Source organism: Streptomyces spongiicola (genome assembly GCF_003122365.1).
Taxonomy (GTDB): Bacteria; Actinomycetota; Actinomycetes; order Streptomycetales; family Streptomycetaceae; genus Streptomyces; species Streptomyces spongiicola.
On sequence record NZ_CP029254.1, the window covers coordinates 3,471,199 to 3,483,168 of the forward strand.

The following is an 11,970-nucleotide window of genomic DNA, read 5'->3' on the forward strand; positions in this document are numbered from 1 at the left end:
AGGGACAATCTTATGGAAGGTGGCGGCGTTGCTGTGGCCGGTCGCGATGAACGCCGAGATCTCGGGCCACCAGCAGTCGAGCGTTCACCGCTCTACGGCCCGTGTACGGCCGCGTACGGGTCCTTCGTGGTCAGTGGCTTCGCGGAGGGCCATCCGGATGTCTTCTTGGCACTCGCTGCACAGCGGTACCTCGGGCGGGGTGCCCCTGCCCAGGCGGCGGCATGTGGGCGTCTCGCACCGCCACGTGGCGCGCTGCTCCGGCAGGCCGAGCACGTCGTGCTGCTCCTGGTCCTCGAAGGCCGGCCTCGCCACACCTTCCCGTGCCTGCCGCGCAGCGGCCAGCCGCACCGTCTCCGTCTCCAGTCGGGTACCGAGGGCGGCGACGGCTCGCTCGGCCGCGCGGCCCTCACACACCGTGCACTCCTCGCCGGTCGTCAGCAGAATGCCCAGCTCGCATTCCGACCGGATGCACTCCTGGACGGTGAGGGCGGTCGCCAGGTAGCCGACGGGGCGCCGGATGGCGTCAGGGCCGTCGTAGTCCTTGGCGGCCCGTTCCGGGCCCTGGGCGCGGTACCAGCCACGGTTGATCCGGGCGAGGGCGTGTTCCGGCCTGCGCGGGTAGGCGTCGAACGCGGTGAGGCGGGCGTCTGTGTTGTGCCCGAGAAGTTGCCGGACGGCCTTCCGCAGCGTCGGCGGGCGGGTGTCGGGTCGGTTGCCCAGCTCGGTGAGAACGGGCTCCAAAGCGGCCCAGACGTCCTCCTCACCCGGGACCGGCCGGGCTTCGGTCACCTTCGTCGCCTTGCGCTGCTTCGGGGTCGGCGATGCTTTCCAGTCGACGGCGGAGCCGTCCTGCATGCTGTCCGCTTTCGGCTCCGCGCTGCTGCTCGCACCCGCAGGCACCAAACCACCCGCACCTTGGCCTCCGGCCGAACCCCCGTCAGTAGGTGTGGAAGAAGGCTCTCGACCACCGGCTTTAGATAGGGCGTCACCCATGACACCACCGGACGTGTCTTCCACGACGCCACCGGTAGCGTCCTCCGTGACGCCACCCCCCTCGTTTGCAGGGTCCTCAGGGGTAGCGTCATCGGTGACGCCACCCCCCTTCTTCGACTTCTTCCGACGGGCCCGCTCTTTACGCCGCTGCTCCGCCCGCCGCTCCTGCTGTCCCTGGAGCCTCGCAGTGTGGGCGGCCCGCCAGCCGGTCAGGTCGAAGTCGGGAGCGTGCTCCTCCATCCACGCCTCGATGTCGAAGCCAGCGATCGTGTGGCCGTACCGGGCGACGAGTTGCGGTGGGGTGTCCGCCGACGGCGGGACGCCTTGGATCAGCCAGGCGTCGAAGACCATGTAGAGGTTGGCGTCGTTCTCGTCCTCCTTGCCCTCCACCTTCCGGTGGACCACCCGGACGAGCCCGATCTCCTGTTCCAGGTACTTCGTGGCCCGGTCGATGGTCTGTTTCGTGCAGTCCAGGCAGGCCGCGAGCGCCTCGCGGTACGGGTAGCCCTGGCCGGTGTCGCGTGAGCTGACGTCCGCGAAGGACACAAGCAGGTCGTACAGCGGCTTGGCCTTGCCCTTGTTCAGCTCGGCGTCCGGGTCCCGGACCACACAGACGGCGAACATGCCGAACCGGAGGCCGGTGGAGCCGGGGCGGCTCACGCTCGGGCGGTGCGCGTTCGAGGGGCGCCGGGTCATCGGGCGCTCCTGGTGAGGCCCAGGCCGCACGCGACGGCGGCGGGGGCGGAGGAGACGGTCACCGGCCCGCTGGTGTATGCCAGAGTGTGCATTGGCGTCTTTCTGAGGGGTCGGGCCCCGGGTCTGCTTGGCGGTAGGTACCGGGGACCGGCACGGATATGGCGTCAAGGCCGTGCCGTCGGCGTCCCAATCGCCGACGGCACGGCCGTTCTCATGCCGCAGCGTCGTCGAGAGGGATCGGCGTGTGCCGACACCCCAGGTGATCGCGCAGCGCGGCAAGTCCCTTGGGGGTGATGCGGAGCTGCCAGGACGGCATCCGCTTGTTGGTGCGTGGATGGCGGTAGCTGGTGACGCGGCGTACGAGGCGCCCGGCGTCCACGGCTGCCTGGTAGGGCTGCCCCGAGGTGTCGGTCCAGCCGAGTTCGCGAAGGGTCCGCGCCAGCCTGTTCTGTCCCGTACGGACGCAGCCGTCGCGGTTGAGGAGCTGTGCAGCGGTGCGGAGCGAGTAGTCACCGACGCTGTCGGAGGCGAGGACATCCCACGCGGCGGCGGACGGCTCCAGCTCAGCGTTACGCCGCTCCAGTGCCTCACGGGCTTCGAGCGCGGTGACCAGGTCCCTGGCGAGCTCCAGCTTGGTCGGCTCCCGCCGGGCGACCTCGTACCGGCCGGAGGCGCGGACAGCAGGGATGACCTCGTGCGTCACCCACCGCTTGAAGGCCCGCGCCTCGGGCTTGCGACTCCGGAGGACGAGTGAGTACAGGCCGGCCTCGCTGATGACCGTGACGTCCTGCTCGCCGCCGGGGGTGCGGATAGTCTCCGTACCCTTCTCGTCGTCGTCGAGCGACCGCACGGCGTCGTGGGTCCGGCCGATGTCCAGCACAGCAGCCACGTCGGACGCGACCCACCAGAGGGAGCCGCCCCGCGCGAGAGCGCGCACCTGCTGACCAGTGACGGGGAAGGTGTGAACCGCGGGATGCGGTTCGTAGTGGATACTCAGCACGGCCTTCTCCTTCCGTGCGGCCTCCGGGTACCACCGGGGGCCGTCGTGCGTCGTGAGCGTCGGGCCCCTTGCTCACCTATGGGTCAGCGCGGTCGTGGTAGTCCGCCGAAGCTGGATCACCTCAGCCGGGGCAAGGATGCAACCGCATGAGTGATGCGGTTCGCTGGCCGTGACCTGCGGCGATGCGGCGTGATGGCACGCAGTTGGCACGACTGGGATCGGCGCGGTGGCGGCCTCGGGGACGTACAGATAGGCGATCAGGTCGCGCGTCGGGATCTTGATCCTCCGGCCGAGCCGGAGGACGCGGGTCATCGTCCACTCTCCGCGCCGGATCATCGCGTACACGATGTCCGCGTCGACGCCGACGATTGCCGCAGCGGTCGGCACGTCCGTCGTCGGCCCCAGCGCTTCGATCGCCTCACGTGACCAGTGGACCGTCATCAGCCAGCCCCCGTCTCGACGACCTGCGAGTCGAGCCATGCCTCGACGTCAGAACGGCGGTAACGGACGGGGGCGGTGACGCTCACACCCAGCTTGATGAAGCGCGGACCTCGACGGTCTCGACGCATGTTCGCCAGCGTCTGGAGAGCCAGCTTCGTCGAGCTGCTCACCTCTTCCGGCGTGAGGAGCTCCTCGATTTCGGAATGGGGTTCAGCCGTAACCGGGCGCCCAGTGAAGCCAGTTTTGATGGCATATCGCTCATTCACAGCTTCATACTGGTACTCACCGTGGGCACTCGTCAAGAATCCCCAGACGCCGATACAGTCGCTTCATGCCCCATCCACGACCCGAACCCGAACATCCTGCTGCTACACCCTTCGCTCAGGCTCTCGGTGAACGCATCCGCCAGGCACGGGAAGCCGACCAGCGCACTGCGGACAACATCGCGCACAGCGCCCGCCGACTCGGGCTTACCTGGCACCGCACGACCGTCGGGGCCACCGAGCGCGGCGAGCGCGCCATCACCGCCACCGAGCTTCTGATGCTGCCGCTGCTGTACCGGCGCCCTCTTCGCACACTTCTGCCGGACCCGGACGCCGGAACCACCCGGCTTACCGCCGTGGCCGCCGTCGACAACGACGAGCTTCACAAGCTTCTGGAAGAAGATCACAAGCCGCGGCCGAAGGCGTGGCAGATCGACGACGCCCACTGGTGGGACGAACTCCGCGAGTTCGCGCACGCCATCGGTGGGCTGCTCGCCCCTTGGCCGACGTCCTCGCCCGACCCGGCGCTCATGGCCGCACCTGATGAAGCGGAGTCGAAGGCCGCCAAGCGGCTGGAGACGACCGCCCACTTCGTGGCCTACGGAGCGCGCGCCCTCTGGGGCCGGGGCCTGGCCGCAGAACGGGACGCCCGCCTCGCCGAACGCCCCGATGCACCCGACATGACTGCGCGGGCGCGGCAGGCGGCTCGCGGTCACATCACCCGCACCCTCATTGGGGAGCTGGAACCGCTGATCCGCGACTACAACCGCCAGCGTGCCGCCGAACCCACTGTGACTTTCCGTCCTGCAACTGACCGCCAGACCGACGAGGGGGAATGACGTGAAGCCCTATAAGGCGTGTAGCTGCCGAGCCCCGGAGACGAAGAAGCTCCTCGGCAAGAAGTGCCCGCAGCTCAGCAAGAAGAACCACGGTGCCTGGTATGCCCGGTACGAGGCGCCGCACAGCGCGGACGGGAAGCGCCGGCAGCCTCGCGTCGGCCCGTACGCGACGGAGAAGGAGTGCAAGGAAGGGCTGATCAAGGTTCTCGGCCGCGCCAGCAACCCGAAGGCGCACGAGCAGCGGAACACGACGTTCGGCGAGTACCTCGACCGCCGCCTCGCCTGGCGGGTGTCGGAGGCTGAGACCGGCGAGGGCCTGGCGAAGAAGACGCTCGACGCGGAGCGCGAGGCCATCGACCTGTACGGCAAGCCCGGCCTCGGGCACATCAAGGTCATCGACCTCACCGACGAGCACTTCCGTGAGCTGTACGCCGCCATGCGGAAGATCAACAAGGCGGAGGAGAAGGAGGACCGGACCGAGATCCTGCGGCGGCTCGTCGGCGCGCGGGCGACGAGGGATGGCCGGCGGATCCACTCCCGTCCGATCTCGGAGTCCCGGATCAAACGCGTGCACGCGGTGTTCCACGGCGCCCTGACCGACGCCGTGAAGGTGTCGAAGATCCGGCTGGACAACCCCGTGGAGGGGCTGTGGCGGTCAAAAGGCGGCAAGCGCAGCAAGGGCCGCGCGAAGCCGCTGCTGTGGTCGGCCGAGCGCGTCGAGGCGTGGGAGCGCACGGGCGTCGTCCCGGCCAAGGTGATGGTCTGGACGGCGACGCAGACCGGCAATTTCCTCGACTTCGCGGAGGCGTCCGAAGAGCGGCTGTACCCGGCGTTCCACCTGACCTCATACTATGGGCCGCGCCGGAGCGAGCTCGTCGGCGCGGAGGACCAGCACCTCAGCCTCGAACGCGGGTGGCTGCACATCCTCCAGGCGCAGGCTGACGACGAGCTCGACGACACCAAGACCGAGGCGGGTTGGCGGCAGGTTCCCCTCGACGAGGAGACCGTGCGCGTTCACCGGGCGTGGCGGAAGCGGAAGCTCGAAGAACGGTTGCAGTGGGGCGAAGCGTACGAGGACTCGGGCCGCGTCTACTGCTACGAGGACGGCAAGGCGCTCAAGCCCGCGTACCTCTCCAGCCGGTTCGGGATCCTGATCGAGCGGTACGGCAACATCCGGAAGAGGGTCGGCAAGGGCTGGCCGGTCGAGCGGATCGCCCGGAAGTACCGAACGACGGAGGCCGCCGTGGACGTCGCGCTGCGGATGGTGCTCCCGCCCGTCCGCTTCCACGACCTGAGGCACGGCGCGGCGACGATGCTGATCGCCGCCGGGGTCGACGACAAGTTCGTGAGCGAGGTCCTTGGGCACGCCTCCGTGGCGTTCACGAAGGACGTGTACGCGGTCGTAGCCGAGGAGATGGCGGCGGACGCCACGCGCCGGATCGCGGCGTTCATCCCGCGTGCCAGCAGGCCCGCGACTGTTGGTGCCATCAGCGTGCCATCTGGAGGCTGAAGATGGCTCTGAAAACGACTCAGGGAGCCCGGCCGGAATCAGCCGGACTCCCTGGTCAAGGGGCGGAGGCGGAGGGATTTGAACCCTCGATGGGCTTTAAGGCCCAAACCGCATTAGCAGTGCGGCGCCATAGACCGGACTAGGCGACGCCTCCAGCACACTCGCGGCGTCGCGAGTGGTGCGTGCAGATGATGACACAGCCGGGTGGGGTGTCACCAATCGCTTCCCACGGTACTAGGCACGCAGGCTCCTGGGCAAAGCCCCGCACACACCCCGATCGGCCCAGCCGGGATTGCGCAACGCCCCGGAGCGCGGAGCGTTAGAGATGCCGGGACGCCGTCCCCGAAGCGGGGCTCCGCCCCCAGACCTTCGCTTCCAGGAGTACGCATGCTGCGCCGCCTCGTCCTCACCGCCGCCGCGACGACGGCTTCGCTCGCCGCGTTGGCCGCCGCCGTACCGACCGCGGGTGCCGTCCGCGCCCCGATCCCGCTGCCGCTGCTCGATACCGGCCCGCGGGAACAGGACGGCCGGTCCGTGCCCGGCGACCGGCTCACCGTGACCACCGCGGAGACCGGCAACCCCCGGGCCGACGGTACGTACGAACTGACGTGCGGCAGCGAGAACGGCCCGGCGGGCGGCTCGCACCCCGAGGCGCGGGCCGCCTGCGATCGGCTGGCGGAGTTCGCGACGGAGCGGCGGGACCCGTTCCGTCCGGTCGACGGCGACGCCATGTGCACGATGCAGCACGGCGGCCCCGCCACCGCGCGGATCACCGGGACATGGCGCGGCCAGCGCGTCGACGCCAGGTTCGACCGCACGAACGGCTGCGAGATCCGCCGCTGGGAGACTCTGGAGCCGGTCCTCCCGACCGCCCGCCACGACGACGCCCGCACAACCCGCACAGCCCGCACAGCCCGGGCGTGACGCAGCCGGGTGGCGGACGATCACCTCGGCGGGCTGGCCCCCCATCCGGCTTCCGCCGGTCCGCACCGACCGGTCCGCACCGACCGGTCCGCACGGGTCCGCGCCGGTCCCCGCCAGGTCGTGTGCCGTCCGTTCGGAAACGTCTCTCGGGCGCCGGTGTGCGGGCGCCGGCGGTCTCGTGCCGGGGTGGCCGTCAACCCCGCTCCCCCCGCGGACGGCCCCGTCGGAAGCCCGCGTGTAACCCGTCCCGGGGTGTCGGCCGCAGCCCCGGCCGGCCCCCGCCTGGCACCCCGGGACCGGGTCCGGTGCTCGGCGCGGTCCGGCCGCGCCCAGGTCAGCGGGCCCGCCGACGGGCACCGGGCGAGCGTGTGTACACAGAGCCCCGGTGAGGGCTCCCCCTCATCCACCGCCGCTGCCGCATCCCCAGCCCTTAGACTCCCTCCTGTGACAGGCTGCGGTCGCGAGGTCGGGAGGCCCCGGCCGTCCGCCGCAAGATGCCGTAGGTCGCTGTAGGTCAGAGAGGAAGCGTCGTCGTGAGCAGCAGGCCATCCCGAGGCGCTGCTCGCCTCGCCGCCATACTCGACGCGCTCCCGGACGGGCTCGTCCTCGTCAACTGCAACGGCACGGTCGTCAACGCCAACACCATCGCCCTCGAGATGTTCGAGGCCCCCGGCACCGCGCTCGTCGGGCGCGGGCTCCTCGACCTGCTGCCGGCGTTCGACTCCAAGCTCATCCCGGGCTCGATGCGTCGCCCCGACTCCGTCGGCAAGCGCGGCCGTACGAAGCCGACCCGGATGGTCGCCCGCCGCACCGACGGCGTCGAGTTCCCCGCGGAGGTGACCAGCGCCGGTCTGGAGGACGGGCGCGCGGCGTACGCATCGCCCGGCACCGGCGGAGGCACCGGCTACACCGGCGACGAACTGCTGATGCTCGTCGTGCGCGACCTGTCCGGCACCGTCGACACCGAGGCCGAACTCGCGCGCTCCCAGCGGCAGACCGAGATGATCCTGCGGGCGGCCGCCGAGGGCGTCGTCGGCACGGACACCGACGGCCGCGTCGTGCTCGTCAACCCGGCCGCCGCCCAGATCCTCGGCTTCCGCGCCAGCGACCTCGGCGGCAAGGAACTGCACCCGCTGGTCCTGCACTCGCGCCCGGACGGCGAGCCGTTCCCGTACGACGAGTCCCCGCTCGCCGACACGCTCAAGTCCGGGCGCAAGCACCGGGTCCGCGGCCAGGTGCTGTGGGCCAAGGACGGCAGGGAGGTGCCGGTCGATCTGACCACCGCGCCGGTGCGCGACGGGGAGCAGCTGGTCGGCGCGGTCATGACGTTCACCGACCGGCGGCCCTACGAGGAGCAGGCTGAGCGGCACGCCGCCGAGATCGCCGAGCGGGACGAGAAGTACAGCACGGACATCGCCGAACTCGACGAGAAGTACGCGACGGACCTGGCCGAGCGGGACCAGCGGCACGCGGCCGAACTGGCGGAGCTGGCCGAGAAGCACACCGCCGAGACGGCGGACAGGGCCGAGAAGTACGCCGCGGAGATCGAGACCCGCGACGAGCGGGAAGCCTCGCTGAACGCCCGGTACGCCCAGCTGGCCGCGGTGCTCGGGGACGCGCTGCGCGGGCCACTTGAGGAGCTGCGCCGCGAACTCGGGAAGCTGGCCGCCGATCCGGCCGGCCAGCTGTGGCCGGAGGCCAACCAGATCCTCCACCACCTGGCCGCGGGCTACGCCCGGATGACGACGCTGGTCGACAACGTCCTGGGCTTCCAGCGGCTGGACTCCGGCGCGGAGCGGCTGCACAAGGCCGTCGTCCTGCTCGACGCGGTGGTGGCCGCGGGTGTCGAGGGCGCGGTCGAGCTGATCGGTCCCGGACGGGCGCAGTTCGCGGTCCACGCCCCGCCGATCGAGGCCGAGGTGGACGGCGTACGGCTGGCGACCGCGCTGGCGCATCTGGTCGCCGACGTCGCGGGGATCGACTCGACGGGCAAGGCGAGGGTGGTACCCGGAACCGGGTACGTCGACTCGACCATCGTGGTCGCCGCGGCGCAGCGGGGCGACGTCGTACGGATCGAGGTGCGCGGTCCCCACTCCGGCGGCGACCCGGTGCACGAGCCCATCGTCCGCGGCATCGTGACGGCACACGGCGGTGTGCTGCAGACGCACGAGGTGCCGGGCACGGGCGGCAGCGCCTATGTCCTGGAGGTGCCGCTCGGCGAGGGAGCCGGCACGGTGGCGCCCCCGGCGGGGCCCCCGGAACAGCAGGCGCCGGCGGGACCCCTGGAGCAGCAGGCTCCGGCTGCCCTCCCGGCGCAGACCACGTCCGGTGGCGGACGGCGGCGGGCCCGGCGCGCCTCGACGGACGCGTTCCTGGAGAGCCCGGTGGGCCCCGGGGACACGCCGGTGCCCCCCGGTTTCCCAGGGCGGCACCAGGCGGATACGGACACGGACGCGAGCGGTGGGGCGGGCGGATCAGCCGGAACCGTACCCGGCGGGCCCACCCCGGCGGCGACCGGCGGCACGGGCCGTCGACGCGGCCGCCCGAGCCCCGCAGAGGCCGAACTGGTCGCGCTCCCGGCTGCACAGGACGGCTTGGTCGTCACCGCGGCGGAGGCCGGAGCCGGCCGCCCGGCGCTGGGTGACACGGTCCCGCCGCAGGGGGTGGGTCCGGAAGCCGCGGCCCGGGAGGGCACCGGGCGGCGGGCCCGGCGCGCCCGCGCGGCACTTCCCGCGCTGCCTTCGGCGGGCTCGGTCCCCGACGCCCCGGCGGCCGTGGGACGGCCGACCGGCCGGAGCGACGGACAGGCCGTCGGACAGCCGGTCGGACAACCTGTCGGACAGGACATCGCCGCGCTGGAACCCGCCGTCACGGCAGCGGCTTCCGGCACCGGTGGCAGCGGCAACGGCAACGGCAGCGGCAGCACGGGTGGCGGCAGCGGAGCACAGCAGGGCGATCGGCGAGCGCGCCGGGCGCTCGCGGCCGGCAACGGCCGGCAGGTTCCCGCGGAGGAACCGCGCGGCCCGTTCGCGCTTCCCCCCGCCGAGGCCGACCGCACCCCGCCGTCAGGTGCTCCCGACGAGGGCCGCCACGACCCGGCGCGCCCGGAGCCGGAATCTGACCACACCCCGCCGCAGCCGCACCCCGTGCCCACCGGGCGCCGGCGGGCCCGCCCGGCCGAGGGCGGAACACCGGGCCAGGGCATCCCCGCGCAGGCCGGCCCGGTGCCACCGCAAACCGGCCCGGTGACCCCGCCGACAAACCCGGTGCCCCCGCCGGCGAGCCCGGCGATGCCCGATGTGCTTGGTCCGGTGCCACCCGCCATCCCCGGTCCGGTGCCACCCGCCGCGCCCGGTCCGGTGCCCAGCCCGGTGCCACCCGCCATCCCCGGTCCGGTGCCCAGCCCGGTACCACCCGCCATCCCCGGTCCGGTGCCCAGCCCGGTACCACCCGCCATCCCCGGTCCGATGACTCCACCGTCCGGCACGGTGACCCCGCCGGCCGGCCCCGCGATGCCCGAAGCGCCCGGTCCGGTGCCGCCCGCCGTGCCCGGCCCCCGTCCCGCAGCGAATACCGCGCACGCCGGTGACACCGGTTCGGTACCGCTGCCCCCGGCGGCGCCGGTCCCGGCCGAGCCGCCCGCACCGTCCCGCCGCGCCGCCCAGCCCCTCCCGGCCGAGGCACCGACTCCCGCGGCCGGGACGGCCACGCCGATGCCCGCCCCGGAGCCGGTGGACCCCGACGCCTCACAGGGCAGGGCGTTCAGCGTGCGCACCCTCGGTCAGGGCGTACCGCTCACCCAGCGGCTCGCCCAGCAGCAGGACCGGCAGGCCGTACCCGCCGTGCCCGCCGTACCCGCCGCATCCCCGCCGCAGGCAGCATCCGGCGGTCAGACCCTCGGCTCCGGCCGCCGCCGAAAACTGGCCACCCGGCAGGAGGGCGAGCGCCAGGTGTCCGAGACGGGGGCGCGACCGCACCCGCACCCTCAACCGGCGCCCGCCCCCAGCCCTGCGCAGCGGCTCGGCGCTCCCACCGAGGGCCGGGCCTACGCGATCGGCGCCCCGGACGAGGGCGCGGAGGGCCCGGAGCCGCTGGACGGCCCCGGTGGCGCGATCGAGGTCGCCAACCGGCCGGCGCCCCTGCCCCTCGACGACGAACTCCCTCCGGAGCCCCTGGACAACCCGCGCCGGCTGCTGGTCTGGCCGGCGCCCGACGCCGCCACCCAGCAGGCACTGAGCGACCGCGGCTACCGTCCGGTGATCGTGCACTCCCGCGAGGAGGTCGACGCGCAGATCGCCGCGTTTCCGGCCGCTCTGTTCGTCGACCCGCTGACCGGGCCTATCACCCGTACCGCGCTGCAGGCGCTCCGTCAGGCCGCGGTGGCGGCCGAGGTCCCCGTGCTGCTGGCGGCGGGGCTGGGCCAGGCGACGCGCGAGGCCGCGTACGGAGCGGACCCCGCCGTGCTGCTGAAGGCCCTGGCGCCGCGCGACAGTGAGCAGCACCCGTCCCGCGTGCTGCTGATCGAGCAGCACGCCGACATCTCCGCCGCGCTGACGGCCACCCTGGAGCGGCGCGGGATGCAGGTCGCGCGGGCGGCGGCCGACGCGGACGCGGTGACGCTCGCCCAGCAGACACGCCCGAACCTTGTGGTCATGGACCTGATGCAGGTGCGCCGCCGGCGCGCAGGGATCATCGACTGGCTGCGCGCGAGCGGGCAGTTGAACCGCACCCCGCTCGTCGTCTACACCTCGGCCGGACTCGATCAGGCGGAGCTGCCGAAACTCTCCTCGGGCGAGACCGTCCTCTTCCTGGCGGAGCGTTCCACGAGCGCCGAGGTCCAGGACCGGATCGTGGACCTGCTCGCGAAGATCGGCACGAACTGACGCCGGTCGCCGAGTGCCGGCCGCCTGGGCCGCGGCGCACCTGAGCCACCGGCCGCGGCACTCCAGAGCCACGGGCGGCCGCCTGGCCGCGGGCCGCCTGGCCGCGGCGCTCCCGAGCCGCCCGGCGCGCTTCGGAGCCTCTCGCTCAGACGGGCTGTGCGCGGCAGGATCCCGCAGGGCAGGCTCTGTACCGGAACCCAGGTACCGACGCTTCGCCGGCCATCACGGTCTGGAACACCGGCCGGCCACCGCCCACGCGCCTGCCGGATCACACGGCCCGCCCGACGGCGTACCCGCCGCACGCGCACTCCCGCAGCCGGGCAACCGCACACCCGCACACCCGCAGCCGGTCAGCCGGTCAGCCGGTCAGCCGGTCAGCCGGGGAGGAACGCGACGGCCCGGCACGTGGTGCGCACCGGAC

General features: G+C 72.7%; 8 protein-coding genes and 1 tRNA gene. 4 read left to right on the forward strand and 5 right to left on the reverse strand.

Annotated features, from left to right (window positions below):
• Positions 1-84 precede the first annotated feature (84 nt).
• The 4 genes from DDQ41_RS15250 to DDQ41_RS33050 form a co-directional block, all read right to left on the reverse strand.
• Positions 85-1,689: a hypothetical protein gene (locus DDQ41_RS15250; protein ID WP_109294978.1), complete on the reverse strand. Its 1,605-nt coding sequence runs from the start codon at positions 1,687-1,689 to the stop codon at positions 85-87.
• A gap of 211 nt (positions 1,690-1,900) precedes the next feature.
• Positions 1,901-2,689, reverse strand: a complete 789-nt coding sequence (locus DDQ41_RS15255) for a BRO family protein (RefSeq protein WP_109294979.1) — start codon at positions 2,687-2,689, stop codon at positions 1,901-1,903.
• 72 nt (positions 2,690-2,761) lie between these two features.
• Complete coding sequence (locus DDQ41_RS15260; protein ID WP_109294980.1) at positions 2,762-3,130, reverse strand: MerR family transcriptional regulator; 369 nt, start codon at positions 3,128-3,130, stop codon at positions 2,762-2,764.
• Entirely contained in the window at positions 3,130-3,396 is a 267-nt protein-coding gene (locus tag DDQ41_RS33050; RefSeq protein ID WP_394342143.1) for a helix-turn-helix transcriptional regulator, read from the reverse strand. The genes DDQ41_RS15260 and DDQ41_RS33050 overlap by 1 nt, the downstream gene beginning before the upstream one ends.
• Before the next feature lie 65 nt (positions 3,397-3,461).
• Here DDQ41_RS33050 and DDQ41_RS15270 point away from each other — a divergent pair, with 65 nt between their 5' ends.
• Complete coding sequence (locus DDQ41_RS15270; protein ID WP_109294981.1) at positions 3,462-4,232, forward strand: hypothetical protein; 771 nt, start codon at positions 3,462-3,464, stop codon at positions 4,230-4,232.
• A 1-nt stretch (position 4,233) separates the two neighbouring features.
• Entirely contained in the window at positions 4,234-5,742 is a 1,509-nt protein-coding gene (locus DDQ41_RS15275; protein WP_109294982.1) for a tyrosine-type recombinase/integrase, read from the forward strand.
• Between the two features lie 63 nt (positions 5,743-5,805).
• Here the strand turns inward: DDQ41_RS15275 and DDQ41_RS15280 are convergent.
• Positions 5,806-5,896: transfer RNA gene (locus DDQ41_RS15280), tRNA-Ser, on the reverse strand.
• A gap of 233 nt (positions 5,897-6,129) precedes the next feature.
• On the opposite strand from DDQ41_RS15280, the gene DDQ41_RS15285 reads away from it, so the two are divergent.
• Both DDQ41_RS15285 and DDQ41_RS15290 read left to right on the forward strand, forming a co-directional pair.
• Positions 6,130-6,666, forward strand: coding sequence for an SSI family serine proteinase inhibitor (locus tag DDQ41_RS15285; protein WP_109294983.1), 537 nt, complete (start codon positions 6,130-6,132; stop codon positions 6,664-6,666).
• Positions 6,667-7,199: 533 nt separating this feature from the next.
• Positions 7,200-11,549: a PAS domain-containing protein gene (locus tag DDQ41_RS15290; protein WP_109294984.1), complete on the forward strand. Its 4,350-nt coding sequence runs from the start codon at positions 7,200-7,202 to the stop codon at positions 11,547-11,549.
• Positions 11,550-11,970 lie beyond the last annotated feature (421 nt).

Excerpts from the sequence above, each read along its gene's own strand:
- DDQ41_RS15250 (WP_109294978.1), bottom strand. The coding sequence starts at position 1,689 with ATGACCCGGCGCCCCTCGAACGCGCACCGCCCGAGCGTGAGCCGCCCC.
- DDQ41_RS15260 (WP_109294980.1), bottom strand. The coding sequence starts at position 3,130 with ATGACGGTCCACTGGTCACGTGAGGCGATCGAAGCGCTGGGGCCGACG.
- DDQ41_RS15270 (WP_109294981.1), top strand. The coding sequence starts at position 3,462 with ATGCCCCATCCACGACCCGAACCCGAACATCCTGCTGCTACACCCTTC.
- DDQ41_RS15285 (WP_109294983.1), top strand. The coding sequence starts at position 6,130 with ATGCTGCGCCGCCTCGTCCTCACCGCCGCCGCGACGACGGCTTCGCTC.